Origin of the sequence: Pusillibacter faecalis, assembly GCF_018408705.1 — a bacterium.
Taxonomy (GTDB): domain Bacteria; phylum Bacillota; class Clostridia; order Oscillospirales; family Oscillospiraceae; genus Oscillibacter; species Oscillibacter faecalis.
On sequence record NZ_AP023420.1, the window covers coordinates 1,732,026 to 1,756,912 of the forward strand.

A 24,887-nucleotide genomic window follows, 5' to 3' on the forward strand; every position below is an offset into this window, starting at 1 on the left:
ATGACTATTCAGGAACAGTATGAGCTGTTGGAAAAAACCGTTCGGGGCTATAACCCGGCGGCAGACATCGCCCAGATTCGGGCGGCCTTTGAATTTGCAAATGAGGCCCATCAGGAGCAAAAGCGCAAGAGCGGCGAGCCCTATATCACGCATCCTCTGGCGGTTGCGCAGATCGTGGCCGAGGAGCTGCGGCTGGACAGCGAGTCCATTGAGGCAGCGCTGCTCCACGATGTGATTGAGGACACCGCGGCCACGGAGGAGCAGGTGGCAAAGCTCTTCTCGCCCACAGTAGCGGCGCTGGTGGAAGGGGTCAGCAAGCTGACCCGTATCCAGTATGCCACCAAGGAAGATGAGCAGATGGAAAACCTCAGGAAGATGCTCATCGCCATGAGCAAGGACATCCGGGTGATCCTCATTAAAATTGCGGACCGGCTCCACAACATGCGCACCATGGAGTACCAGTCCCCTGCCAAGCAGAAGCAAAAGTCCCTGGAGACCATGGAGATTTACGCGCCCATCGCCCACCGCCTGGGCATGCAGCGCATCAAGTGGGAGCTGGAGGACCTGTCGCTGAAGTATCTGGACCCGGTGGGCTTCCATGAGATCGTCTCCAAGCTGGATGAGAAAAAGGAGGAGTACGACGCTTTCATGCGCCGCACCCAGACCCAGATTGACGAGCGGCTGAGCGAGCTGCATATCGAACACATCGTGTACGGCCGCATTAAGCACCCCTATTCCATCTACCGCAAGATGTTCAACCAGAACCGGTCGTTAGAGGAAATCTTTGACCTCTTTGCCTTCCGCGTGATTGTGGAGAATGTAGGGGACTGCTATAATGTCCTGGGCGTGGTCCACGACATTTACAAGCCTATCCTGGGCCGGTTCAAGGACTATATCGGGACGCCAAAGCCCAACGGCTACCAGTCTCTTCACACCACTGTGGTGGGAGGGGACGGCATCCCCTTTGAGGTCCAGATCCGGACTCGGGAGATGCATGAGATCGCTGAATACGGCGTGGCCGCCCACTGGAAATACAAGCAGGGAGGCCAGGGCGCCGGCACGGAGGGCCGTTATGAGTGGGTCCGCCGCCTCCTGGAAAACCAGGACGGCGCCGACGCCGAGGACTATATCCACTCGCTGAAGATCGACATGTTCTCCGACGAGGTCTTTGTATTTACCCCGGGCGGCGATGTGCAGAACCTGCCCGCCGGGGCAACGCCCATTGACTTTGCTTACGCGATTCACTCCGCCGTTGGCAACCGAATGGTGGGCGCCAAGGTGAATAACCGCATTGTCACCCTGGACCATGTGCTGAAAAACGGCGACATCGTGGAGATTCTGACCTCTAAGAACGCCAAGGGCCCCAGCCGGGACTGGATGAAGATCGCCAAGTCCAGCGAGGCCCGCAGCAAAATCCGCCAGTGGTTCAAGAAGGAGCGCCGGGAGGAGAATATCGCCAACGGCCGCGCTTCCTTTGAAGCGGAGCTGAAGCATTGCGGTCTTTCCATGAAGGATGTTACCGATCCGGAGCTGCTTCCAAGTCTCTTGAAAAAAGTCACGTACCCCTCTTTGGAGGACCTGTATGCGGCCATCGGCTACGGCGGGTTCTCCGCCCAGAAGGCGGTCAGCCGCATGCAGGGGGAAATCCTTCGGGTGGCCCGTCAGCACCAGCTGGAACAGCAGGCGGCCGAGGCCGCCGAGACCAGGGAGGAGCCCAAAACCCCCGCGCCGAAGCGCATCAAAAGCGAGCAGGGCATCATTGTGGAGGGGCTGGACAACTGCCTGGTAAAATTTTCTAAGTGCTGCACGCCAGTGCCCGGCGATGAGATCGTGGGCTTTATCACCCGGGGCTACGGCGTCTCCGTCCACCGGGCCGACTGTCCCAACGCCTCGGAGGAAAGGCGCGGCCAGCCGGACCAGGCGGGACGCTGGATCAAGGTCAGCTGGGGCAGCGACACCAACGAGAGCTACCCCACTGTGCTGGAGGTTCTCTGCAAGGACCGCCAGGGGCTGCTGCTGGACATTTCTGCGGCGCTCTCCACCACCCATACCTTTGTGCTGGGTGTGAACACCCGCAGCACAGAGGACGGCTTTGCCGTGATCCGGCTGGAAATTCGGGTGAAGGATGGAGAGCAGCTGCGGGCTGTGATGAACAGGCTCCACCAGATTTCCGGAGCCCTGCAGGTGAGCCGGCCGGCGGGATAGGCCCTCATCAAGGGGAACGTCTGCCCCGCCAAGGACGCTGCTTTTGGTGGAGGCATGTCGGGCGAGGCCGCGCCCGCCATGGTACCATGCGCATGTCGCGGCAAACACGATGGCTTTTGTCGCCGCCGGCGAAGGCGCGGGGAAAACAAAGACTCTTCCCACGAAAGCAAAAAGAAAGACAGGTGTTAAAAAACGATGCGTGCTGTTGTTACACGTGTCACCCGGGCCTCCGTTACCATCGGCGGACGGGTGAACGGTGAAATCGGGCGGGGGTTTCTCGTGCTCCTTGGTGTCGGACCTGCCGATAAAGAGGAGACTGCCCGCCGTCTGGCGGAGAAGATCTGCAACCTGCGGGTCTTTGAGGATGAGAATGGAAAGATGAACCTGAGTCTGGAGCAGGTGGGGGGCAGCCTCCTTGTAGTGTCCCAGTTCACGCTGTATGCGGACACCTCCTCCCGCCGCCCCGGGTTCACCCGCGCGGCAAAGCCGGACCAGGCCATCCCGCTGTACGAGGACTTCATGGCCCGCTGCCGGGAGCGTGGCTTTGCTGTGGAGCACGGGGAGTTCGGCGCGGATATGCAGGTGGAGTCCGTCAATGACGGCCCGGTGACGATCCTGTTTGACACGGAGCGGCCCTGAGGCCGAGAGGAGTGCAGAGATGGAACCGACGCTGGTGGTGCTGCCCTTGCTCCTCGGGGGAGCGGCACTGATTGTATATCTTGTTTATCGAATTGTCTACTGCCTGGTGAAAAAGGCGGTCCGGGACGCCCTGCGGGAATACGAGGCTGAAAAGGGAGTTGCCTTGACAGCAAAACGTGTCGAAACGGCAGAGCCGGAGCGCGGGAACACACCGTCGCCGGACAAAACGGAGGAGTGAAAGGGAATTTTTCCGTCCCGCCGGGCAGGAGAAAAGCGCGTGGAAAAGGAGGCGGATGCAGATGCGGCTGCCCTGGAGACGGGAGAACTCTGAAAAAGCGCCGGACATTCCCTGGTTCTGGACACTGACTATCGATGGGAGGCCCGCCGCAAATTTTGACTGGCCGGATATCCTGCAAGGTCTGGAAGGGCTGCGGGCGGACCCGGACAGCTTTTTGGCCTTGGAGCGCCAAAATCCGGCGTGCATCCAAGAGTCCGGCTTTTTGCAGTGTGCTGTGGTCCTGACGGGAGAGCGGGCGGGCTGGTACGCTGTGGAGTGCGGCTATCCCGGCCCGGAGGGGCCGGTGTTGCTGGAAAGGCAGGTTCCCTCCATTCAGGAGGTGGTCCCGGTCTTTGAGTCCGTCTACCGGCAGAGGGATGCGGTGCTCTCCGGGTTTGCGGACCTATCTGACGCCATGGGGCGAAATGAATCAACGAGGTGAGAGTATGGAGATCAAATACCTGGCGGTTGGGCCTTACGGCACCAATTGCTATTTCCTCTGTGACAAGGAGGCGGGGGTTTGTGCCGTGATTGATCCCGGCGGAAGTCCGGATCAGATTTTGGCGGTGCTGGAGAAGCTCGCGTGCAGGCCCTGCGCGATCCTGCTCACTCACGGACACTACGACCACACCGGCGCCGTAGCAGACCTTTTGGAGCGCTTCCCGGGCATCCGGGTGTCCATTCACAGGGGGGACTTCCAGAACGTGGACACAAAGCTCTTTCCCCTCTCCCGGCAGGTGCCGGAGGAGGCGGTCTCCTTCTATGACGAGGGAGACACCGTGACGGTTGGCGCCATGCCGGTGGAGGTGCTCCACACCCCCGGCCACTCCGAGGGGAGCGTGACGCTCCGGTGCGGGAGCGCCCTCTTCTGCGGAGACACGCTGTTCGCGGGCTCCTGCGGCCGGACGGACTTTGACGGCGGCTCTGTAGAGAAGATGATGGCCTCGCTCAAGCGCTTGGGCCAGCTGGAGGGGGACCTGGATGTTCTGCCGGGACACATGGAGCTCTCCACCCTGGACCGGGAGCGGGCCTCCAATCCCTACCTGCGCCACGCACTGGAGATCTCATGAAGCTGCTGCTGCAGGGCCATGATGAGCGCTATACCGTGGAGCAGAGTCTTCTGAACCTGTTCCCCGGCGAACTACCGGTTTACGAGCCCATTTTGCCCGGGGATGACTCCTGGGCCGTGGTCACGCTCCGGGAGGAGGACGATTGCTGTCATGTTACCACAGAGCTCCGCTGGCAGGGGAGGCAGACCTCTCACCGGGAGGTTCTTCCCCTCTCCGGCACGGAGTATGCCCGGGAGGGCCAGCGCCGCCATGCCGTCGGCGCCTGCTTTTTTCTGGCTGCTCAGGCCGTAAGCGGCGTTCGGCCCCCCTGGGGGATGCTGACAGGTGTCCGGCCCGACAAGCCCGCCACAGCCGCTCTGGCCGCCGGCAGAACCCCAGAGGAGACACGGGCATGGATGGAGCGGTTTTACTATGTCTCCCCTGACCGGGCAGCGCTGGCGGTAGAGACCGCCTCCGCGGCGCTGAGGGCCTCCCGCCGGCTGGAACGGCGGGATATCGCGGTCTATGTGGGGATTCCCTTCTGCCCTACTCGGTGCGCCTACTGCTCCTTTGTGAGCCAGTCGGTGGAAAAAAGCTTTGACCTGGTGCCTCCCTATGTGGAGGCGCTGGTGGAGGAGATTCATTCCGGCGGCGGAATGGCGCGGGCCCTGAACCTGCGGTGCCGGACCTTTTACATGGGCGGAGGCACGCCCACCACGCTGACGGCAGGGCAGCTGGACCGGGTGCTGACGGCCCTTGAGGATGCCTTTGATCTTCAGGACTGCGAGGAACTGACGGTGGAGGCTGGACGGCCGGACACCATCACGGCGGAGAAGCTGGCGGTGCTGAAATCCCATGGCATCACCCGAATTTCCGTGAATCCGCAGACCATGGAGGATGCGGTGTTGCGGGCCATCGGGCGCCGCCACACCGCCAGGGAGATCGAGCACGCCCTGGACCTGGCGGCGGCCTACGGATTCCCCCATGTGAATATGGATTTGATCGCGGGATTGCCGGAGGATACCGCCGCAGGCTTTCGCCGTTCCCTGGATCGCTGCTTGGAGTTTGAAACGGACAATGTCACCATCCACACCCTGGCGCTGAAAAAAGGCAGCCGGATTCTAACCGAAGGGCTGAGCGTCCCCGGGCCGGAGGAGGTGGCGCAGATGCTGGACTACGCCGCGCCGATGCTGCGAGAGCGGGGCTACGCACCCTATTACCTCTACCGGCAGAAATACATGTCCGGCAGCTTTGAGAATATTGGCTGGACCCGCCCTGGCGCGGAGTGCTGGTATAATATTGATATCATGTCGGAGCTGTGCTCCATTCTGTCCTTTGGCGCCGGCGGCTCCACCAAGATGGTGGAAGGCGGCCGGATTCAACGGGTATTCAACCACAAGTATCCGGCGGAGTATACCCAACGACCGGAGAAGTGGCGTGCCAACCAGAACGCCTTTGCCGAATTTTATGAGCATGTTTGAAAGGAGACCGCGCTATGGCCTATTCCCTGAAACAGTTGAACGATGCCATCCGCAGCGACCCGGCCGCCTACGCCGCAGAGTGTGACGCAGCCTTCGCAAAAAAAGTGGAGGCGGCGGCCAGGAAGATTGCCGACCACCGGGGACAGTCCCATATCATTCTGCTCTCCGGACCCTCCGGCTCCGGAAAGACCACCACCGCCATGAAGATCGAGGAGGAGCTGGAGCGCCAGGGGATTGTGACGCATACCATCTCCATGGACAATTATTTCAACACAGTGGACCCGGAGACCGCACCCCGGAACCGGGAAGGAGCCATTGATTTTGAGTCTCCGTTCTGTCTGGACGTGGATTTGCTGAACCGCCATTTCTCCATGTTGGATCGGGGGGAGCTGATCCATGTGCCCAAATATGAATTTGCAAGGCAGATGCGCTCAGATATCATGTCCCAGCCCCTGCGCCTGGGCACCAACGAGCTGGCTATTTTTGAAGGGATTCACGCACTGAACGATATTATTGTGGGCAAGAACCCCCACGCCTTCAAGCTGTACATCGCCGCCCGCAGCAACCTGGTGGATGATGAGGGAACCGTGGTGTTCCAGCACGCTTGGCTGCGGCTGTGCCGCCGGATTGTCCGGGATCATAAGTTCCGGGGCAGCGACGCCAGATTTACTCTGAAGATGTGGCCCAACGTCCGCCGGGGCGAAAAGCTGTATATCTCCCCCTATAAGGAAAACGCCGACCTGATGTTCGACTCCGCACTGGCCTTTGAATTCGCGCTGCTCAAGCCCATTGTGGTGCCCCTGCTGGAGGAGCTTCCCAGGGGCAAATACGACGTGGCGGAGGAGATGCTCCGGGGCTTTGAGCGGATTGAGCCCATGGAGGAGACGTGCGTTGCGCCGGAGTCCCTGGCTCGGGAGTTTATTGGCGGAAGCGCCTATGACTACCGCTAAAGCGCAGAAGGGGAGGAAACCCGATGAATGAGACGATGGAAAAGCTGCTTGCAGCCGCCCGCCAGGGAGCGGCTCAGGCCGGAGACCTTGCGGTAAACACCGCCCATGGCCTGAAGAAAAAGGCCGGAGAGACCCTGAGCGCCGCCAAGCAGCGTCTGCGGATTGCCGCGCTGGAGGGCGAGATTGAGGGAACCCTGGCGGAGATTGGTGAGCTGCTCTACGCCACCCATACGGGAACTCCGACGGACTCAGAGGTGTTGCAGGAAAAACTGCGGAAGATTGACGCGCTGAAAACGGAGATCGCTGTCCTGAAGGGCGGCCCGGACCGCCCAGTGGCCTGTGCTGTGTGCGGCACGCAGAGCCGGCCGGGAGATGTATTCTGCCGATTTTGTGGAGGAAAGCTATGATGGAGACATATACCTATCAGCAGTATCAGCAGAGCGCGGCCGCCCTGGCGGACCGGCTGGGGGACTTTCGGCCGGAGGTTCTGCTGATTCTGGGCTCCGGCCTGGGTTCGCTGGGAGACCAGGTGGAGCAGCCACTGGTTGTCCCTTACGCGCAGGTACCCCATATGAAGCGCTCCACTGCGCCGGACCACAAGGGGCAGTTTGTCTTTGGGCGGCTCTCGGGGCGGAATGTGGCGGTGATGCAGGGCCGGCTCCACACCTATGAGGGGTGGTCCTTCGCGGATGTGAGCTATCCCGTCCGGGTGCTGAGGCTGCTGGGCGCGAAGACGCTGCTTGTGACCAACGCTGCCGGGGCGGTGAATACCGCCTTTTCCGCCGGGGATATCATGATGATCACCGACCACATCAAGCTCTTTGGCGTGAGTCCTCTGTGCGGGGCGAATCTGGACGAATTCGGTCCCCGCTTCCCGGATGTGAGCGCCGTTTACACCCCGGCGCTGCGCAAGGCTGCCCGTGAAGCCGCACAGGCGTTGGAAATCCCCTTGCGGGAGGGCGTCTACATGTACTTCCCTGGTCCCCAGTTTGAGACGCCTGCCGAGGTGCGGATGGCCCGCATTCTGGGCGCCGACGCAGTGGGCATGTCCACGGTGCCGGAGACCATTGTGGCCGCCCACTGCGGGATGCAGGTTCTGGGGTTTACCCTCTGCACCAACATGGCCGCCGGAGTGCTGGACCAGCCTCTTTCCGGTGAGGAGGTTTTGGAGGCAGCTGAGGCGGCCCGCCCACGGTTTACCTCCCTGGTGAAAGCCTGCTTGGAGCGGGTATAATCCACAGGGCACAGCCATAGGTTCATAGTGTCATTTTTGAAAACTGAGGTAATCGACTCATGTCCAATCCAAAAAAGCAGTCCTTTCTGGGGGGCGCGGCGATTCTGGCTGCTGCGGTGGCCATTGTTAAGCTGATCGGTGCCGCCTACAAGCTGCCCCTGAACAACATCCTGGGCGACGTGGGCATGTCCTATTGGGACACCGCCTATAAAATTTATAACTTCCTGCTGACATTCTCCACTGCGGGACTCCCCCTGGCCATCTCCAAACTTACCAGCGAGGCGTATACCCAGGGACGGGAGAATGAGAAGCGGAAGATTTTCCGCACCGCCATCTGGCTCTTCTTTGCCCTGGGGCTGGTGGGCTCGCTGCTGATGTTCTTCCAGGCGGACCTTTTGGTGGGCTTCCTGCGCAACGAAAATGCCATGCGGCCGGTTCAGGCTCTGGCGCCTGCGGTGTTCTGCGTGTGCATTTTGGCCTGTATGCGGGGCTATACTCAGGGGCAGGGAAACATGACGCCCACTGCTGTCAGCCAAGTGCTGGAGGCATTGTGCAAGGTAGGCATCGGCCTGCCCTTGGCATGGTATCTTCTGAACATCGGGAGGAATATGGACGTGGGCGCCGCCGGCGCCATCCTGGGCGTCACCATCGGTACCGTTGTGTCCATGTTGTTTTTGTGCATCTATCTCTTCACCCACCGGGACCACCGCAAGAGTCTGGATGTCCCGTCCTCCGGCGGTACGCTGGTCAAGCGGATTCTGGCCATTGGCGTGCCCATCACCTTGGGCAACTCCGCCATGAGCATCATCTCCATCCTGGACACGAAGATCGTTCTAGGCCGGCTCCAAGACGGATTGAGTCTGGCCCCCACGGCGGCCAACGCCCTCAACGGCCAGTACACAACGGGCATGGTGATGCCCAACATGGTGGCCTCCTTCGTCTATCCCGTCACCATGAGCCTGCTGCCCTTCGCGGCGGCGGCCCTGGCCCGGAACGACACCCGGGAGGCGGACCGGACGATCTCCACGGCCTTCCGCCTCTTGGCGCTGCTGGCGCTGCCGGCCGGCATCGGATTGAGCGTGCTGGCAACACCTATCGAAAAACTGGTGCTGCCCTCTCAGCAGGAGCTGGCCGTCGCTGCCGGTCCCCATCTGCAGATCTTGGGCATCGCCACGATCTTCATCTGCCTGATGGTGCTGACCAATGCCATTTTGCAGACCTACGGCAAGGAGAAAATTCCCATTTTCACGGTCATCGCAGGTGGCGTTGTGAAAATTATCCTGAACTATATCCTGGTGGGAAACCCGGAGATCAACATCCATGGCGCTCCGATCTCAACGCTTTGCTGCTACATGGTGATTGCGGGGCTCAACCTTTTCTTTGTCTGGGTCTATTCCCCGCAAAAGCCCCGCTACATGCAGCTCTTTGCAAAGCCGGTGCTGGCTTCTGTTCTGATGGGCGGCGCGGCCTGGGCGGTGTATGGGTTCTTGAACCGAATGCTGGAAAGCGGCCACTCTGCCTACGGAGCCAATGCAATTGCCACGCTGGGTGCAATCCTGATTGGCGTGATTGTGTACTTCATTCTGGTCATTGCTCTGCGGATTCTGCGGGCGGAGGATGTCAAATCCATTCCCCACGGCGCAAAACTTATTAAACTTCTGCACTTAAAGTGAAAAACTTAGAAAAATCAAGGGGTTTCTCTCCAAAATTTCTTGCAAAGGTGAACAATGTATGGTAGATTTTCAATGTAAGGAACGCTATGGCTGGGAGGATCTCATTGAGATCACCCGGCTGCTGCGGGGACCCGGAGGGTGCCCCTGGGACGCGGAGCAGACCCACGGCTCCATCCGGCGGAATTTCCTAGAGGAGACCTATGAGGCGCTGGATGCCATAGATCGGGATGATGCCCATGACATGTGCGAGGAGCTGGGGGATGTTCTGATGCAGGTGGCGCTGCACGCTCAGATGGAAACGGAGCGCGGCCGGTTTACGATGGCGGACGTAGTGAACGGTGTGGCACAGAAGCTGGTGTACCGCCATCCCCATGTTTTTGGCGGAGCCATGGCGGCGGATAACAGCGAGCAGGTTCTGGCAAACTGGGAGACGCTCAAGCGACGGGAGAAGGGGCAGCGCTCCACCGCCGATGCGATTGAGGCGGTGCCTCATACGCTGCCGGCCCTGTGGCGGGCGGAGAAGATTCAATCAAAGACCGCCAAGGCGGGTTTCAACTGGGACACCATTTCCGGAGCTCTGGATAAGTTGGAGGAAGAGGTGCGAGAGCTGCGGCAGGCTGTGGAGAACAGCCAGGACCCATCGGCGCCTCACGGCATCCGAGAGGAGGCGGGGGACGTCCTCTTCATCGTCTCCAAGATTGCGCAGCTCTCCGGGGTGGACCCGGAGGACGCCCTTCACCGTGCCTGCGACAAGTTTGACGCACGTTTCCGCCTGGTGGAGGAAGCGGCGGACAAGCCCTTGACCGCATGTACGGAGGAGGAACTGGTCAGGCTGTGGGAGTCTGCCAAAAAGAAGCTGTCTTAACACGCACCCGCGTTTAAGAAATAAATTACGAACGATATCATGTAGGAGGATATGATCCATGAACAAGGCTGAACTGATCAATGCTGTGGCCGCTGCCACCGAATTTTCCAAAAAGGACGCAGAAGCCGCTGTCACCGCCACCCTGGAGGCGATCACCAGCGCGCTGAAGGACGGTGACAAGGTTCAACTTGTGGGCTTTGGCTCTTTTGAGGTGAAGAAGCGCGCCGCTCGTGTCGGCAGGAATCCCAAGACCAATGATACCATTGAGATTCCTGCGTCTGTGGTGCCCGTGTTTAAGGCTGGCAAGGCTCTGAAGGACGCTGTGGCGAAATAATTTGCGCTTTCACGGCAGCGAGGGCTCCTCTGGCGGATGCCGCGCCGGACAGGAACGCCTGCCGCTGGGCACATGAATTTTGAACTGCCGGCACAGGTGTGCCGGCAGTCTTGTTTTGGAGGAAACCATGCGTTTGGACAAATACTTGAAGGTCTCCCGGCTGATCAAACGGCGGACTGTGGCAAACGAGGCCTGTGACCACGGCCTGGTGGAGGTCAACGGAAAAGCGGCTCGGGCGTCCTATGAGGTGAAGGTAGGAGACCAGATTACGATGCGCTTTGGCGCGCGGACAGTCACTGTGGAGGTGCTGTCTGTTCAGGAGACTGTGCGCCAGGCGGACGCGGGAGCACTCTATCGGGAAATTTAGCGGAGATTGCCGCCGGGTTCTATTTTTCCTCTGCTGACCATAGGATGTGGACAGGGAGGATGAGCATATGAAGGATTACAATACCACGCCCGCCATGGAGCACCGCCTGGAGCTGGTGGGACGGGAGCGGCTGACCGTCTCCGGCGTAGAGGATGTGGGCCGCTTTGACGAGACCGGGATTGTCATGTCCACCGCCGCCGGGACACTGGTTGTCACTGGAGAGGACCTCCATATTGACAAGCTGTCCCTGGATGGTGGAGAGCTTCATGTGGACGGACGGATTGACTCTGTCGCCTATGAGGATGAGGGCCAGGGCCGAAGCGGCTTTTTCAGCCGCCTGTTTGGATAATGGGGAACCAGATCTCTCAGCAGATGCTGACCTTTGTGCAGTCCATTTTGCTGGGGCTGGCTGCGGGAGTTCTGTATGATCTGCTGCGTCCTTTCCGGCTGCGCAGACCCGGCCTGACCGCACTGCTGGATGCCGGGTATTGCCTGAGCGTTGGCGCGGGGGCATTTTTGTTTTTGCTGCGGCGTGGAGAGGGGGAGCTCCGTGGCTTTCTTGTCCTAGGGGCGGTTGGCGGCGCGGTGCTGTTTTTCTGTGCGTTTTCTCATCTGCTGCAGCCAATCTGGGAGTTCTGGGCGGAAACACTGGCGTATCTGGTGCATTTGCTGTCGATTCCGCTGTTGTGGGTGAAAAAAATTTGCACAAAATTGGGGCAACGCGGAAAAAATCTCTTTTATTTTACCCAAAAATGCTATACAATGAAAAGGAAACCATCTCACAAAGGAGGCGGACGCGGTGGAAAAGGCCCGGAGAAGAAAAAAGGTCAAGGTTCGGGCAAGACCGCTGACCAAGCTGGTCATTCTGGTGCTGCTGGCGGCTATCGGATGGCAGCTGTACGGCCTGCGGAGCCAAGTGCGGCGCGCGCAGGAGGAGCGGGAGCAGTACGCCGCTCTGGTGGCAGAAAAGCAGCGGGAGAACGCCGCTCTGGAAGCCGACATCACCGAGGGCCCCACAGATGAAAAGCTCGAGGAGATTGCCCGGGATGAGTTGGGCCTGGTGAAGCCAGGTGAGTATGTGTTTGAACCCAGTCATTAACCCCCAGGGGAAGCGGGGAGTCAAGTGGAAGGAGAAACAAAGCAAGGTATGGAGCCTCAGGTTGGGAATATTCTGGAAGGCAAGGTGACAACCATCACCAAGTTCGGAGCATTTGTGGCCCTGGAGGGCGGAAGATCCGGACTGGTACATATTTCGGAAATCGCAAATACGTATGTGAATGACGTAAGGGACTATTTGCAGGAGGGGCAGAGTGTTCGGGTGCTGGTGCTGCCGGCGGAAAACGGAAAACTGAACCTCTCGATGAAACGGGTGCAGCCTGCGCCCCGTCCGGCGGCGGAGGCAAGACCGGCGGCAAAGCCGGCAGTGCGAGCCGGAGGACCGCAGCAGCCTTTGCCGCCATCCGGCGACAAGGCCTTTGAGGACAAGCTCAAACACTTTCTCTCCACTTCAGAGGGGAAGATGGCCGATCTGCATCGGAGCATGGATGGCAAACGGGGCGGCCGGAGAAGAAAATAATCAAAAAAGACTGCCTGCGGGCAGTCTTTTTCATTGCCTTTCAACCATAAAAAAGAGCCGCGCGGCACAAAAGCCGTGCGGCCCAAGCGGGTGGGATATTGGAAAGCTTCCTGGATTATCGTAACACAAAGGCCATGCCTTTGTAAATAGGAGGTTTTGTCGAACTGGCACTTCTTTTGAGGAAAATGGAAAGTCCTGAATAAATTGTGAACTTTGATCAGTTTTTTCTATACAAACAGAAAGATGTGTGCTATACTGAACAAAAGAGAGTAGAAGCTCTCTTCCTCACGAAAGGAGCGATCACCATGAAGTATACCTATAGCTGTAAAAAGGTTTCTCTGAATGATTCCATCAAAGAGTATGCTGAGAAAAAGATCTCCAAGCTGGAGCGGTATTTCCGGGAGGAGGACCCCTCAGCCGCGGTGACGTTTTCTGTGGAAAAGAATCACCTGTGCACGGTGGAGATTACGATTCGGGATGGCGGCACGTTGTTCCGTGCCCAGACCCAGGCACCGGATGGAGATATGCGCAGCGCTGTGGACGCCGCGGTTGGCTATATTGAGCGGCAGATTTTAAAGAATAAAACACGCCTTGCCAAGCGCCTCCGGAGTGAGAACTTTCCAACAGCGATGCCGGATGACGATTTTGAGGTGGCGGAGGAGAAGGAGTTCCAGATCGTCCGCACCAAGCGCTTCTCCGTCAAGCCCATGAGCCCGGAGGAGGCCATTTTGCAGATGAACCTGCTGGACCATGATTTCTTTGTGTTCCGCAGCAGTGAGGACGACAGCCTCTGCATTGTCTACCAGCGGAAGAACGGAGGCTACGGCCTGATTGTCACCGATGAGGAGAGCTGAGGCAGCATAACGGGGACCGCGTAAGCGGCCCCCGTTTTTTTACAGGTTTCAGCCAAAGACCCGGCGGATCTCCGCCAGCTCCTCCGGGGATTCCACCCAGTTCTCCACGTATCCGCAGCCGCAGCACACGTAGCGGATCACCGGAATTTTCCACAGCAGGGTCCAGGTTGTGGTATCGATGTTGTTGCCGCTGGCGTGGCGGCCGGGATGGTCCGGTACCCGGACGATCTCCCGGGAGCCGCATTTGGGGCAGCAAAGGGTTTGCTTCATCGTGTACGTCCCCTTAAATGGTTTTCTTTTGATACATCCTGACGGAGAGGGGAATGGAGATGGCCGTGAGTACCAGAGCGGCTGCGGGCAGGATCAGCATGAAGAAGGCGAAGGGGCCGTTGATGCCGCTGGCGGTATGGTCCACCGCCAGAGTGATGGTGCCCAGTGCCCCAGCGCCGCCGCACACCAGGAAGATCAGCAGAAACATCGCCAGTCGGCCTCGCTCCACGCCGAAGCGGAACATCATCGGCAGGGTAACGGCCAACACACACATGCTGCCACAAAGTCCGATCAGATTGGCGACGGGGTCCAGGGCGGCTGTGGGGACGTCCAACACGGTCAGCACAAACTGGAGCGCCATGGAACATAGCCCTGCCGCGACAGAGCACACCCAGCCCAGCAGGTACTTGCTCAGCACGATATCCCGGATCGAATAAGGCATCATGGCGGCCATCTGGTCCCACTTGCTCCGCTCGTCATAGGCCATGGCGGTATAGGGCAGCATCGCGGCCCAGATGACAATGAACACATTACCGAACGCGCCGTTAAACACGGTGAAAATCAGCATCAGGACAACATACAGCCGAAGCTGCTTCCACAAAACAAAACAATCCTTCATCAAAAGCGCTCTCATGCTTCCTTCGCTCCTTTCACCAGAAAGAGAATGATGTCCTCTACCGTGGGCCGTTCCAACTGGAAACCGGTGGGGGCCAGGTCCCGGCGGACCAGGCATCGGACGCCGCCATATCCATTGGGCTCCTTGGCGACAACGGCCTCCGGCTGCAAAGCTTCAATCTGCTCGGCCGTGTCAGAGAGCAGGCCATAGCGGTCCAACAGGAAGTCTTTCTCCTCGCAAAACAGCAGCCGCCCCTGGTGGAGAAAGGCGATATAATCACAAAGCTTTTCTAGGTCGCTGAGAATGTGGGAGGAGATCAGGATCGAGTGGTCCTCCTCCCGGGTGAACTCGTTGAAAATCTCCAACACCTCATCCCGAACAATGGGGTCCAGACCGGCAGTGGCCTCATCCAGCACCAAGAGCTTCGGGCTGTGGCTCAGGGCCACAGCGATAGACAGCTTCATCCGCATGCCCCGGGAGAAGTCCTTGAACGCCTTTTTCAGGGGCAGGTCGAAGCGGCGGAGATAGGCGGCATAAACCTTTGCGTCCCAGCGCTGGTAGGTCCGGGTCATGACGCGGCCCACCTGGTCGGCATTCAGAACCTCGGGGAAATAGGCCTCGTCCAGCACCACGCCCACATCCTCCTTGATTGCCAGGAATTCCGGCGAGGAGGTGTCCACGCCTAGAGCGGAGCAAGTTCCGCTGTCAGGGCGCAAAGCGCCCATCAGCAACCGAATGGTGGTGGATTTGCCGGCACCGTTCTCTCCCACCAGACCGCAGATGGTGCCGCTGGGCACCGCAAAGGTCAGGTCCTGGATGGAAAAGCCGGGAAAATGCTTGCAGACATGGGATAATTCAATCGCGTTCATGGGTTCCTTCCTCCCTCAACAGGATGCGGAGCATTTCCTGCAGCTGTGCAGACGAGATGCCGCACTGGGCAGCCAGCTCCACGGCGGCGTCCAGGTGGTCCTCCAGCTCCTTGAGTTTCTGTTCCCGAATCAAGTCCAGATTTTTCTCCGCGACAAAGCAGCCTTTGCCAGCCACCGTGAAGAGGAAACCGTCGGCCTCCAGCTCATCATAGGCCCGCTTGGTGGTGATGACGGAGATCCGCAGGTCTTTTGCCAGCGCCCGGATAGAGGGCAGCGCCTCTCCCGGGGAGAGCTTTCCCGCGATGATCTGAGCCTTGATCTGGGAGTAAATCTGGTCATAGATCGGTTGGTTCGTTGTGTTGCGAATGACAAGTTCCATGGAAGTCACTCCTGTTCGTACTGTACATATACAGTATATACAATATGAACGGATTGTCAAGAGGAAATTTTAAACTTTCTTTTTCGGGACAAGCGGTACCCTTGCAGGCGGAGGGAGGCCATGATAAGATATACCAAAAGAGAGCAACATTCGCGAAAGGCAGGAGGACGGGATGAGACGCAGGACCTGGGTCGCGGCGCCGGGTGCGCTGATTCTGCTGGCGGCCTGTCTGCTGGTATACCACGCGGCGAGCCGGAACGATGCCGTCACCGTGGAGGAGCGGGAACGCCGTTTGCAAGAGGCGATGCCGGACGGCAGCTGGACCATCGTCCATGAGACGGAGGTGGAGGGCTACCTTCTCAGCGGAGCTCGCGGCGGGAGAGGACAGTCCGCCTTGGCGGTCTTTGAGCCCATCGGAGGTGGGCGTTACCAGCTCCGGGAGGCAGTCAGCCATGGTGCCGGAGTCATCACCAACAACGTCAGAATCCAAGATACCTGGTATGACGTCATCTGGTTCGGCGGCGCTGTCACCGAATATGCGGAGGTGTCATATGTGGTGGGCCGGGAGTCCCAGGGGCCCTACCGCTACGACACGTCAGAGATGGAAGTGATCTGCCGCCCGGCGCCGGCGAATGAGTACTCCATTTCTGCGGCCTACTATGACGGCGAGGGTACTCAGTACCAGTAGTGGCTTCAAGTACGGCTACGTCCCAGGAACGACCGTGCTCAAGGGAAGGCGTTCCTGATATGCAAATACCGCCCCTAATGGGGGCGGTATTTGCATCTATATGTCCTATTTCATCAGCTCACACACCAGGTCCGTGTAGCCAGAGGGGTCCTCCAGAGGAAGTCCTGCGATCAGCAGCGCCTGGTTGTAGAGGAGGGAGGCGTACTTTCTGGCCTTCTCCGGATCAGCGGTCACGGCGGCCTCCAGAGCAGCGAAGGCAGGGTGCTCCACGTTCAGCTCCAAAATTCGGTCAGCGTGAAGGGGCATGTCCGGCTGGACCGCCTGAAAGTACTTCTCCATCTCAAAGGAGAGACCCTCCCCGGCGGTGAGGCAGACAGGGTGGGATTTTAAGCGGGTGGAGGCCCGGACCTCTTTCACGGCGTCGCCCAGAGCCTCCTTCACAAAGTCAAAGGCGGCCTTGTGGGCGTCCGCGGCCTCCTGGGCCTTCTTCTGGGCTCCTTCCTCCAGCTCCTGGTCCAGCACAGAGCGGAATTCCTTATCCTGATAGGTCCGCAGGGTCTGGGCACAGAATTCATCCACATCCTCCGTGAAGTAGAGAATCTCCGTGCCGGCGTCCTTCAAAAGCTCCGTCTGGGGCAGCTTGTCAATCTTGTCCAGGCTCTCGCCGGCCGCATAGTAGAGATACTTCTGGTCCTCCTTCATACGGGATACGTACTCCGCCAGGGTGACGGGCTTTTTCTCTGTGGAGGAATAGAACAGCAGCAGGTCGGAGAGCAGGTCCTTGTGGGCGCCGTATTCGCTGACGGTGCCGTATTTGAGCTGGCGGCCGAAGTTCTTCCAGAACTTCTCATAGCCCTCCCGGTCGTCCTTGAGGAGCTTTCCAAGCTCCGCCTTGATCTTCTTTTCCAGATTCGCGGCGATCACCTTGAGCTGCCGGTCGTGCTGCAGCAGCTCCCGGGAGATGTTCAGGCTCAGATCAGGGGAGTCCACCACGCCCCGGACGAACCGGAAGTGCTCCGGCAGCAGGTCCGCGCACTTGTCCATGATCAAAACGCCGTTGGCATAGAGCTGCAGGCCCCGCTCGTACTCTTTGGTGTAGTAGTCATAGGGCGTGGCACCGGGGATGAACAGCAGCGCCTTGTAGGTGACGGCGCCCTCGGCGGAGACGGCAATGACCCGCTGGGGGTCCGTGTAGTCATGGAATTTGTCCCGGTAAAACTTGTTGTACTCCTCCGGCTTGACGCTGGATTTGCGCCGCTGCCAGATAGGGACCATAGAGTTGAGAGTCTCTACCTCCTGGTAGGTCTCATATTCGGGCTTGTCGTCGGGGCTGCCCTCCTTCCGGCGGGTTTTGGAGACCTCCATCCGGATGGGGAAGCGGATATAGTCGGAGTATTTGCGCACCAGCTCCTGAAGCCGCCAGGATTCCAGGAATTCGCCGTACTTCTCGTCCTCGGTGTCTGGCTTGATGTGCATGATAATGTCGGTACCCACGCCTGCCCGCTCGCACTCGGTGATGGTGTAGCCGTCGGCCCCGGAGGACTGCCACTGATAGGCGGTGTCAGAGCCGTATTTTTTTGTCACAACGGTGATGTGATCCGCCACCATGAAGGCGGAGTAAAAGCCCACGCCGAACTGGCCGATCACGTCGGTGTCCTTGGCGTCGTCTCCTACCTCCTGCTTGAACTTGTAGGAACCGGAGGAGGCGATGACGCCTAAGTGATTCTCCAGGTCCGCCCTGTCCATGCCGATGCCGTTGTCGCTGACGGTCAGGATACGGGGTTCCTTGTCCACCTTCAACTCAATTTTAAAGTCCTTGCGGTTCATCCCAACGGCGCTGTCGGTCAAGGCCAGGTAGCACAGCTTGTCACAGGCATCGCTGGCGTTGGAGATGATCTCCCGGAGAAAAATCTCCTTGTGAGTGTAAATGGAGTTGATCATCAGGTCCAGCAGCCGCTTGGACTCCGCCTTGAACTGTTTCTTTGCCATGGATAACACTTCCTTCATGATCATGATTTTCTAACTTTTAAATATAGCACAGAGGGGCTTGTAAATAAATGACTTTTTTGTAAATTCCCACGGGAAATGGTTGTCTGCCAGGCAGTTTACGAGTACAATAGAACCAATCAGAACAACGGATGCGGCAGAAAAGGAGTCGTGAAGTATGGGCGTTTTTCAGCGGATTGGGAATGCGATGGTACGCTTCATGTATGGCCGGAACGGGATGGACCAGCTCAATCGGGCACTGATATTCCTGTACCTGGGACTGTGCGTGTTGAGGACGATCCTGCTTTTGGCCCTGGAGAGCATCGTGCCGGCGCGGATTGCAGACGTGCTGCTGTGGGGAGTACTGGTGGGGCTTTTTTTCCGCATGTTTTCCAAGAACCTGCCCCGGCGCCGGGCGGAGAACCAGAAATGGGTGAACTGGTGGTGGAGAGTCAGGAGCAGCAGTGGAGCGCGGGCCCGCCATGCGGATAAGGAGCATAAGTATTTCACCTGTAAGCAGTGTAAAACCATCTGCCGGGTGCCGGTAGGCAAGGGGAAAATTATCATTACCTGCCCGAAGTGCGGCGCCCAGATTCACGCGAAAAGCTGATGGATGCGGAGGTGACATTGCATGTGCGGCCAGATCCGGACCAACTCCTCAACTTCAGCTGTGAGCTGGGACGGCAGCTGCTGCAAAACGGCGCGGAGATCTACCGGGTGGAGGACTCTATCCAGCGCCTGCTGACGGCTTATGGTTATGCCAGGGCGGAGATTTTCGCCATTCCCTTTTGTATCATTTTGACGATTCAGGAGGGAGAGCGAAACTACACCAAGTCTGTACGGACTCAAACAGTCGCCAACAACCTACGCAGGCTCAATGAGCTCAATGCCCTGTGCCGGCGCCTGTGCCGGGAGGTGCCGGCGATGGAGGAATGCTGGCAGCAGATGGAGTCCATCCTGCGGGAGCCAGTGTATCCGACCTGGGTGGGATATTGCGCCCATGGCGTTGTGGCGGCATTTTTCACCCTCTTCTGGGGAGGCGTGTGGGTGGACGCCCTGCTGGCCTTTCCCTGCGGACTGTTGGTGAAGCTGGCGGTTTCCGTCACACGGAGGGTCAAAATCAATGCGTTCTTCACCAATTTTTTGGCGTGTATGCTGCTGGCCTTAGGGCCGGAGATTTTGATCTGCCTGGGAGTGCCGATCCATGCAGACAAAATGATCATTGGTACCATCATGTTGTTGGTACCGGGGATTGCCATCACCAATGGGATGCGGGATGTGCTGGTCGGGGATTTCCTGACGGCGCTGACCCGCTTTGCCGAGGTTGTGATCGTGGCCATGGGCATTACCACCGGCGTGGCGGCGGCGATCACAGTCACCCGGTTCTTTCTGGGCGGTCTGATGTGAGGGGGTCAGTATGGAAGATTGGATGACCTGTCTGTACGCGTTTGTGGGATGCGGAGCATTCTGCTTTATTTTTGAGATGCGCCGGTGGAAATTCATCCTCTGTGCCGCCGGGATCGGCATGGTGGCAAGAGCAGTGTGCCTGCTGCTCTCCGATATGGGAGGGATTTCCCAGCTGGTGCTGGCTACCATTGTTACGGCGACCCTGGCGGAAATCTTTGCGCGGGTACTGAAAACGCCGGCCACAGTACTCCTGATTATCGGCATCATTCCACTGGTGCCGGGCGGGGGCATCTATTACACCATGGAGGCACTGGTGAACGGCGACATGGCGATGTTCGCCCGATTCGGGCTGGAAACCGTGGCCTCTGCCGGCGCTATTGCAGTGGGGAGTTCATTGGTCTCCGCTGTCACACGGATTTTGATGGCGCAAAAGAGCGCCCGGCATTGAGTTGGAAACAAGGGCCGGCCCCATCTGGGGCCAGCCCTTGTTCGTTGTTTGATCTCAGCCCTGGCACACGGGAAGAATCCAGCCCTTAGTATCAGGGAGCTTGCCCCACTGCATGCCGGTCATAGTATCATAGAGCTTCTGGGTCAGGGGACCGATCTCACCGTTGTTGATGAAGGCGGATTGATCCTCATAATCCAACTGCTTGACAGGAGAGACCACCGCGGCCGTGCCGGAGCCGAAAACCTCCTCCAGCTTTCCCTCCTTGGCGGCGGCCATCACGGTGTCGATGGCCAGCTTTCCCTCCACGACCTCATAGCCCCAGTCCCGCAGCAGCTCGATGATGGAGCGACGGGTGACGCCGGGCAAAACGGTGCCGTCCTGCTCCTCTGCATTGGCGGTGTAAACCTTGCCGTCAATTTTGAAGAAGATGTTCATGGCGCCCACTTCTTCCACGTATTTGCGCTCCTGGCTGTCCAACCACAGCACCTGACTGTAGCCCTTCTTCTCGGCCTTCTCGCCGGCTAAGAGGCTTACTGCATAGTTGCCGCCGCATTTTGTAAAGCCAGTTCCGCCAGGGCAGGCGCGGACATAGGTGTCCTCCACATAAATTTTGACAGGCGCCAGCCCTTCCTTGTAATAGGCGCCGGAGGGGGAGCAGATGACCATAAATTTATATTGGGTAGAGGCATGCACACCCAGCTGTGCCATGGTTGCGATGGTAAAGGGACGGATGTAGAGGGAGGAACCCTCGGAATGAGGGACCCAGTCTTTCTCCACTTCCACCAGGGTTTTAATGGCCTGGATAAAGTCCTCCACCGGAATTTCGGGGATGCAGAGGCGGGCGTGGGTGTTGTTCATACGGCGGGCATTGCAGTCAGGGCGGAACAGCTGAATCTTATTTTCCGCAGTGCGGTAGGCCTTCAGGCCTTCAAAACACTCCTGCGCGTAGTGAAACACCACAGAGGAGGGGTCCAGAGAGATAGGGCCATAAGGGACAATGCGGGCGTCGTGCCAGCCCTGGCCCGCGTCATAGTCCATGATGAACATATGGTCGGTAAAAATACGGCCGAAGCCCAGCTGATCGTCAGGGGTTTTGGCTTTGAGGTTGGTGGCTTTTTCAATCTTGATATCCAACATGTTTGATGCGCTCCTTATCGTTTGATTTTAGAGGCCCTCCCGGGAATATGAAAAGGGACCTTCGCGCACTCCCGCAACGGCAAGAGAGACGAAAGCCCAGCTTGTACGGCGTGTCCAGCATGCAGAACAATCCGCCTATCTTAATGTATTGTTATACGCCTTTAATGTGGTAAAGTCAAGCGGCAAAATGCACAGAATCACTCGAAAAGGAGAGAGGGCGGGCCGGAAAAATCCCGACCCGCCCATGCTTTGGTAAGACTGGGTTCTATGCATTGTGATCAGACGCAGGCCATGCCGCGCTTGAAAGCCTCAATGTTGAGAGGAACGAATTTTGCCTTGGAGCCCGTGAACATTTCGTGGATCATGGTTTCGATGGTCTCGGGCTTGAGAATCTTGGTAGCGGCCACATAAGCGCCCAACATGACCATGTTGCTGACTTTGCTGTTGCCGACCTCGTCAGCGATCTGGCCGCAGGGAATATAGTAGGCGGTCAGATCTGTGCGATGTACCTTATCTGTAACCACGTCGCTGTTGACAAACACGCAGCCGCCGGGGAGCACGCCGGACTCGAACTTCTCCAAGGAGGGCTCGTTGAGCGCGATCAGCTCACTGGAGGTGTTGAATACCGGAGAGCCAACAGGTTTGTCGGAGAGGACCACAGAGCAGTTGGCAGTGCCGCCGCGCATTTCAGGACCATAGGAGGGAGCCCAAGTGACGAAGAGACCTTCAGCCATGCCGGCCTCTGCCAGATTCTTGCCAATGGCCAGGCCGCCCTGGCCGCCGAAGCCGGAAATGATGATTTCTTTTTTCATCTTACTGCACCTCCGCGCTGCTGTCCTTAATGACACCCAGGGGATAGTAGGGAATCATGTTGTCCTTCAGCCACTCGTTGGCCTTCAGCGGCGTCATACCCCAGTTGGTGGGGCAGGTGGAGAGCACCTCGACGAAGGTGAAGCCCTCGCCCGCCATCTGCTTTTCGAAGGCCTTCTTAATAGCCCGCTTGGCCTTGTTGATGTTGGCAATGTCCGTGACGCAGACCCGCTCGGCATATACACAGCCATCCAGTGTGGAGAGCATTTCAGAGACACGGATCGGCATACCAGCCTGCTCCTTGGTGCGTCCGCTCTGGCAGGTGGTGGCCTTCTGCCCGATCAGGGTGGTGGGGGCCATCTGGCCGCCGGTCATGCCGTAAATGGCATTGTTGACAAAGATGGTGGTGAACTTCTCGCCGCGCATGGCAGCATGGACAATTTCACCTGCGCCGATAGAGGCCAGGTCTCCGTCACCCTGATAGGTAAAGACAGCCTGCGTGGGATGGGTGCGCTTGATGCCGGTGGCCACGGCAGGGGCGCGGCCGTGGGCGGCCTCCTGCATGTCACAGGCGAAATACTTGAAGGCAAAGACAGAGCAGCCCACCGGGCACACGCCGATGGCCTCGTCCAGCAGTCCCAGCTCCACCAGGCTCTCGGCTACCAGTTTGTGAATGATGCCATGGTGGCAGCCCGGGCAGTAATGGGTTTCAACGTCTGTCAAACCCTTAGACTTCTCGTATACGATTGCCATGTTACTTGACCTCCTTCAAGGCCTTCTTGGCCGCTTCAATGATCTCTTCCACAGTGGGAATCACGCCGCCGGCGCGACCGGTATAGGAGATGGGCTTGTGGCCCTCCACAGCCAGACGAACATCGTCGATCATTTGACCGGTGGAACTCATCTCCACATCCAGAACAGCCTTTACGTGATCCGCCCAGGTCAGCTCGCGCAGCGCCTTTTCGGGGAAGGGCCACAGGGTGATGGGGCGGAACAATCCCACCTTGATTCCCTCGGCACGCAGCATATCAATGGCGGTCAGGGCAATCCGGGCAGGGGTTCCATAAGCGGTGATGACCAGCTCGGCATCATCACACTGAACCTCCTCCCAGCGGACCTCATTCTTTTCCATCTCAGCAAATTTGGCGGCCAGGTGCTCGTTATGTTTGTCGCAGGACTCGGGGTCGATGTACAGAGAGTTCAGTGTATTGTGCTCCGTCCGGCCCTTGAGGCCGGTGGTAGCCCAGCTGTCCTTAGAGGGCAGATTGCGCTTGGGGATATCACGCCACTCAATGGGCTCCATCATCTGGCCGATCAGACCGTCCATCACCACCATGCAGGGGTTGCGGTACTGGTCTGCAATATCAAAGGCCTCCTGGACAAAGTCCACCGCCTCCTGAATATTGGAGGGGGAGAGCACCACGGTGCGGTAGTCGCCGTTGCCGCCGCCGCGGGTGGCCTGGTAGTAATCGCTCTGACCGGGCTGGATGGTACCAAGGCCCGGGCCGCCGCGCATGCAGTTGACAATCACGGCCGGAATCTCAGAGCCGATCAGATAGGAGATGCCCTCCTGCTTGAGGCTGATGCCCGGAGAAGAGGAGGAGGTCATCGCACGCATGCCGGAACCGCCGGCGCCGTATACCATGTTGATAGCGGCCAGCTCAGACTCAGCCTGTACAAACACGCGGCCGGCTTTGGGCATATGAGAGGACATGTACTCGGGGACTTCGCTCTGCGGGGTGATGGGATAACCGAAATAGCAGTCGCAGCCAGCGCGGATCGCGGCCTCAGCGATTGCCTCATTGCCTTTCCATAATTCTTTAGACATGACAGATAACCTCCTTTTTCAGAATTTTTCTACAGTGATGACGGAATCAGGGCAGATTCTCGCGCAGCTGGCGCAGCCGATGCAAAGCTCCATTTCCTTGACCGTGGCAGGGTGATAGCCCTTGTGGTTGACAACATTGGCGTCCATGACGACGATGTGCTTGGGACACACCGTGGTGCACAGCTCACAGCCCTTGCAGCGATCCGTGTTGAAGGTTACTTTTGCAGACATGATAAGTGGTCCTCCTTTCCCCTCTGCCGTGATTACTCCCACGGCTTTTTCATTTTGACAGTAATCGGAAATACAGGTTCCGACAGGTCAGTTAGCTGGCTGGCAAACCGCTCCTCCGCCACGTGGCAGAGAACAGGAATGGCAGTTTCCCTGGAAACAGCGGCCGCCAATGCCGCACCCTTGCGGATTTCTTCCGCTGTAGTCTCTCCGCAGAGGTGGGTATTGTTTACAATGCCGGTGCAGGTGAGGCCAATCGTGGCTTCAATCCCCCGGAGATAGGTTATGGCGCTCTCCACGTCCCGCACTTCCGGCCGGTTGGCATTGAGCACATAGATGAGCTGGTGATCCTCCTGCAGCAGCTTGGGACGGAACCGGGCCAGGACCCGGGCCCCCACAGGATCACCGCCGATGTCCAAAATGCCGCGGATGTCCCGGTTCTCAAAAATAGCCAGCAGTTCTGCCGGCAAAGAGGGAACATCCGCATCTGAACAGGCCTGTGAAGAAGAAATGAGCTGCACTCCAGCCTGTTCCAGCATGGTCCGGCGCTCACGGGAGCGAAAATAAGGATTTACAATATCCAGGTCCGCCATCATCACTGGCTGGCCCTCCGCCGCCATCGCCATTGCAAGATTCACGGCAAATTCGGTTTTCCCTGTGCCGTAGTGTCCGGTGATGATGGAAATGCGGTGCGGGCAGAAAGATGTGGCAATCAAT

Annotated in this window: 32 protein-coding genes and 1 pseudogene; 22 read left to right on the plus strand and 11 right to left on the minus strand. The window is 58.5% G+C overall.

Translation table 11 applies throughout. The annotated features are described in order from the left end of the window. The 18 genes and pseudogenes from KJS55_RS08610 (at window position 1) to hpf (ending at window position 13,504) form a co-directional block, all read left to right on the plus strand. Complete coding sequence (locus KJS55_RS08610; protein ID WP_187031425.1) at window positions 1–2,205, plus strand: RelA/SpoT family protein; 2,205 nt, start codon at window positions 1–3, stop codon at window positions 2,203–2,205. Window positions 2,206–2,400: 195 nt separating this feature from the next. Continuing rightward, a complete protein-coding gene (dtd, locus tag KJS55_RS08615; RefSeq protein ID WP_213543134.1) occupies window positions 2,401–2,844 on the plus strand; it encodes a D-aminoacyl-tRNA deacylase in 444 nt (147 codons plus the stop codon). A 19-nt stretch (window positions 2,845–2,863) separates the two neighbouring features. Continuing rightward, complete coding sequence (locus tag KJS55_RS08620; protein ID WP_213543135.1) at window positions 2,864–3,082, plus strand: hypothetical protein; 219 nt, start codon at window positions 2,864–2,866, stop codon at window positions 3,080–3,082. Between the two features lie 61 nt (window positions 3,083–3,143). After that, a complete protein-coding gene (locus KJS55_RS08625) occupies window positions 3,144–3,563 on the plus strand; it encodes a hypothetical protein (RefSeq protein WP_213543136.1) in 420 nt (139 codons plus the stop codon). A 4-nt stretch (window positions 3,564–3,567) separates the two neighbouring features. After that, window positions 3,568–4,191: an MBL fold metallo-hydrolase gene (locus tag KJS55_RS08630; RefSeq protein WP_213543137.1), complete on the plus strand. Its 624-nt coding sequence runs from the start codon at window positions 3,568–3,570 to the stop codon at window positions 4,189–4,191. Further along, on the plus strand, window positions 4,188–5,651 hold the full coding sequence (gene hemZ / locus KJS55_RS08635) for a coproporphyrinogen dehydrogenase HemZ (protein ID WP_187031435.1): 1,464 nt from the start codon (window positions 4,188–4,190) through the stop codon (window positions 5,649–5,651). Before KJS55_RS08630 ends, hemZ begins: the two co-directional genes overlap by 4 nt. A gap of 14 nt (window positions 5,652–5,665) precedes the next feature. After that, the gene (locus KJS55_RS08640) at window positions 5,666–6,601 is read left to right on the plus strand and encodes a uridine kinase family protein (RefSeq protein ID WP_213543138.1); all 936 of its coding nucleotides are present in this window, start codon (window positions 5,666–5,668) and stop codon (window positions 6,599–6,601) included. A gap of 23 nt (window positions 6,602–6,624) precedes the next feature. Beyond that, a complete protein-coding gene (locus KJS55_RS08645) occupies window positions 6,625–7,008 on the plus strand; it encodes a hypothetical protein (RefSeq protein ID WP_187031439.1) in 384 nt (127 codons plus the stop codon). Beyond that, on the plus strand, window positions 7,005–7,835 hold the full coding sequence (locus KJS55_RS08650; protein ID WP_187031441.1) for a purine-nucleoside phosphorylase: 831 nt from the start codon (window positions 7,005–7,007) through the stop codon (window positions 7,833–7,835). Before KJS55_RS08645 ends, KJS55_RS08650 begins: the two co-directional genes overlap by 4 nt. 59 nt (window positions 7,836–7,894) lie before the next feature. Then, window positions 7,895–9,508, plus strand: a complete 1,614-nt coding sequence (locus KJS55_RS08655) for a putative polysaccharide biosynthesis protein (protein WP_187031443.1) — start codon at window positions 7,895–7,897, stop codon at window positions 9,506–9,508. Window positions 9,509–9,566: 58 nt separating this feature from the next. Further along, on the plus strand, window positions 9,567–10,373 hold the full coding sequence (gene mazG, locus KJS55_RS08660) for a nucleoside triphosphate pyrophosphohydrolase (protein ID WP_187031445.1): 807 nt from the start codon (window positions 9,567–9,569) through the stop codon (window positions 10,371–10,373). 58 nt (window positions 10,374–10,431) lie between these two features. Next, window positions 10,432–10,707, plus strand: coding sequence for an HU family DNA-binding protein (locus KJS55_RS08665; protein ID WP_187031447.1), 276 nt, complete (start codon window positions 10,432–10,434; stop codon window positions 10,705–10,707). A gap of 127 nt (window positions 10,708–10,834) precedes the next feature. Continuing rightward, complete coding sequence (locus KJS55_RS08670) at window positions 10,835–11,074, plus strand: RNA-binding S4 domain-containing protein (RefSeq protein ID WP_187031449.1); 240 nt, start codon at window positions 10,835–10,837, stop codon at window positions 11,072–11,074. Between the two features lie 67 nt (window positions 11,075–11,141). Further along, window positions 11,142–11,423 carry a YabP/YqfC family sporulation protein gene (locus KJS55_RS08675; RefSeq protein ID WP_187031451.1) on the plus strand — a complete coding sequence of 94 codons (282 nt, stop codon included), beginning with the start codon at window positions 11,142–11,144 and terminating at the stop codon, window positions 11,421–11,423. A 23-nt stretch (window positions 11,424–11,446) separates the two neighbouring features. Continuing rightward, window positions 11,447–11,674 (plus strand): annotated as a pseudogene (gene yabQ, locus KJS55_RS17680) (spore cortex biosynthesis protein YabQ); the annotation flags it as partial. Between the two features lie 199 nt (window positions 11,675–11,873). Then, window positions 11,874–12,173, plus strand: coding sequence for an FtsB family cell division protein (locus KJS55_RS17340; RefSeq protein ID WP_228300496.1), 300 nt, complete (start codon window positions 11,874–11,876; stop codon window positions 12,171–12,173). A gap of 48 nt (window positions 12,174–12,221) precedes the next feature. Next, window positions 12,222–12,650: a S1 RNA-binding domain-containing protein gene (locus tag KJS55_RS08685; protein ID WP_187031455.1), complete on the plus strand. Its 429-nt coding sequence runs from the start codon at window positions 12,222–12,224 to the stop codon at window positions 12,648–12,650. 305 nt (window positions 12,651–12,955) lie between these two features. Further along, window positions 12,956–13,504, plus strand: a complete 549-nt coding sequence (hpf, locus tag KJS55_RS08690) for a ribosome hibernation-promoting factor, HPF/YfiA family (protein WP_187031457.1) — start codon at window positions 12,956–12,958, stop codon at window positions 13,502–13,504. 48 nt (window positions 13,505–13,552) lie between these two features. Here the strand turns inward: hpf and KJS55_RS08695 are convergent, their stop codons facing one another. The 4 genes from KJS55_RS08695 to KJS55_RS08710 are packed head-to-tail and all read right to left on the minus strand — an operon-like array spanning window position 13,553 to window position 15,638. Further along, a complete protein-coding gene (locus KJS55_RS08695) occupies window positions 13,553–13,774 on the minus strand; it encodes a hypothetical protein (RefSeq protein ID WP_213543140.1) in 222 nt (73 codons plus the stop codon). Between the two features lie 13 nt (window positions 13,775–13,787). Then, window positions 13,788–14,408: an ABC-2 transporter permease gene (locus tag KJS55_RS08700; protein ID WP_213543141.1), complete on the minus strand. Its 621-nt coding sequence runs from the start codon at window positions 14,406–14,408 to the stop codon at window positions 13,788–13,790. After that, window positions 14,405–15,259 carry an ABC transporter ATP-binding protein gene (locus KJS55_RS08705; RefSeq protein WP_187031463.1) on the minus strand — a complete coding sequence of 285 codons (855 nt, stop codon included), beginning with the start codon at window positions 15,257–15,259 and terminating at the stop codon, window positions 14,405–14,407. The genes KJS55_RS08700 and KJS55_RS08705 overlap by 4 nt, the downstream gene beginning before the upstream one ends. Continuing rightward, entirely contained in the window at window positions 15,246–15,638 is a 393-nt protein-coding gene (locus KJS55_RS08710) for a GntR family transcriptional regulator (RefSeq protein WP_213543142.1), read from the minus strand. Before KJS55_RS08710 ends, KJS55_RS08705 begins: the two co-directional genes overlap by 14 nt. A gap of 172 nt (window positions 15,639–15,810) precedes the next feature. Here KJS55_RS08710 and KJS55_RS08715 point away from each other — a divergent pair, with 172 nt between their 5' ends. After that, the gene (locus KJS55_RS08715; RefSeq protein WP_187031467.1) at window positions 15,811–16,326 is read left to right on the plus strand and encodes a hypothetical protein; all 516 of its coding nucleotides are present in this window, start codon (window positions 15,811–15,813) and stop codon (window positions 16,324–16,326) included. A gap of 105 nt (window positions 16,327–16,431) precedes the next feature. Here the strand turns inward: KJS55_RS08715 and htpG are convergent, their stop codons facing one another. Next, a complete protein-coding gene (htpG, locus tag KJS55_RS08720) occupies window positions 16,432–18,315 on the minus strand; it encodes a molecular chaperone HtpG (RefSeq protein ID WP_187031469.1) in 1,884 nt (627 codons plus the stop codon). A gap of 175 nt (window positions 18,316–18,490) precedes the next feature. Between htpG and KJS55_RS08725 the strand changes: the two genes are divergently transcribed. From KJS55_RS08725 to KJS55_RS08735, 3 genes are read left to right on the plus strand one after another with little or no spacing between them, the layout of a single operon-like run. Then, window positions 18,491–18,922 (plus strand): ribonuclease P Rpr2/Rpp21/SNM1 subunit family protein, encoded by a 432-nt coding sequence (locus tag KJS55_RS08725; RefSeq protein WP_213543143.1) that lies wholly within the window; start codon window positions 18,491–18,493, stop codon window positions 18,920–18,922. Between the two features lie 11 nt (window positions 18,923–18,933). Then, window positions 18,934–19,719 carry a threonine/serine exporter family protein gene (locus tag KJS55_RS08730; RefSeq protein WP_213543144.1) on the plus strand — a complete coding sequence of 262 codons (786 nt, stop codon included), beginning with the start codon at window positions 18,934–18,936 and terminating at the stop codon, window positions 19,717–19,719. 10 nt (window positions 19,720–19,729) lie between these two features. Next, window positions 19,730–20,167 carry a threonine/serine exporter family protein gene (locus tag KJS55_RS08735; protein WP_187031475.1) on the plus strand — a complete coding sequence of 146 codons (438 nt, stop codon included), beginning with the start codon at window positions 19,730–19,732 and terminating at the stop codon, window positions 20,165–20,167. A 54-nt stretch (window positions 20,168–20,221) separates the two neighbouring features. Here KJS55_RS08735 and KJS55_RS08740 read toward each other — a convergent pair whose 3' ends face one another. From KJS55_RS08740 to KJS55_RS08765, 6 genes are all read right to left on the minus strand, one after another. After that, complete coding sequence (locus KJS55_RS08740; RefSeq protein ID WP_187031476.1) at window positions 20,222–21,304, minus strand: branched-chain amino acid aminotransferase; 1,083 nt, start codon at window positions 21,302–21,304, stop codon at window positions 20,222–20,224. Between the two features lie 278 nt (window positions 21,305–21,582). Further along, the gene (locus KJS55_RS08745) at window positions 21,583–22,116 is read right to left on the minus strand and encodes a 2-oxoacid:ferredoxin oxidoreductase subunit gamma family protein (RefSeq protein ID WP_187031478.1); all 534 of its coding nucleotides are present in this window, start codon (window positions 22,114–22,116) and stop codon (window positions 21,583–21,585) included. A gap of 1 nt (window position 22,117) precedes the next feature. Next, complete coding sequence (locus KJS55_RS08750; RefSeq protein ID WP_187031480.1) at window positions 22,118–22,867, minus strand: thiamine pyrophosphate-dependent enzyme; 750 nt, start codon at window positions 22,865–22,867, stop codon at window positions 22,118–22,120. 1 nt (window position 22,868) lies between these two features. Continuing rightward, complete coding sequence (locus KJS55_RS08755) at window positions 22,869–23,942, minus strand: 3-methyl-2-oxobutanoate dehydrogenase subunit VorB (RefSeq protein WP_187031482.1); 1,074 nt, start codon at window positions 23,940–23,942, stop codon at window positions 22,869–22,871. A gap of 18 nt (window positions 23,943–23,960) precedes the next feature. After that, window positions 23,961–24,173, minus strand: coding sequence for a 4Fe-4S dicluster domain-containing protein (locus KJS55_RS08760; RefSeq protein WP_187031484.1), 213 nt, complete (start codon window positions 24,171–24,173; stop codon window positions 23,961–23,963). A 32-nt stretch (window positions 24,174–24,205) separates the two neighbouring features. Further along, window positions 24,206–24,886, minus strand: a complete 681-nt coding sequence (locus tag KJS55_RS08765; protein ID WP_213543145.1) for a P-loop NTPase family protein — start codon at window positions 24,884–24,886, stop codon at window positions 24,206–24,208. Between the last annotated feature and the right edge of the window lies 1 nt (window position 24,887).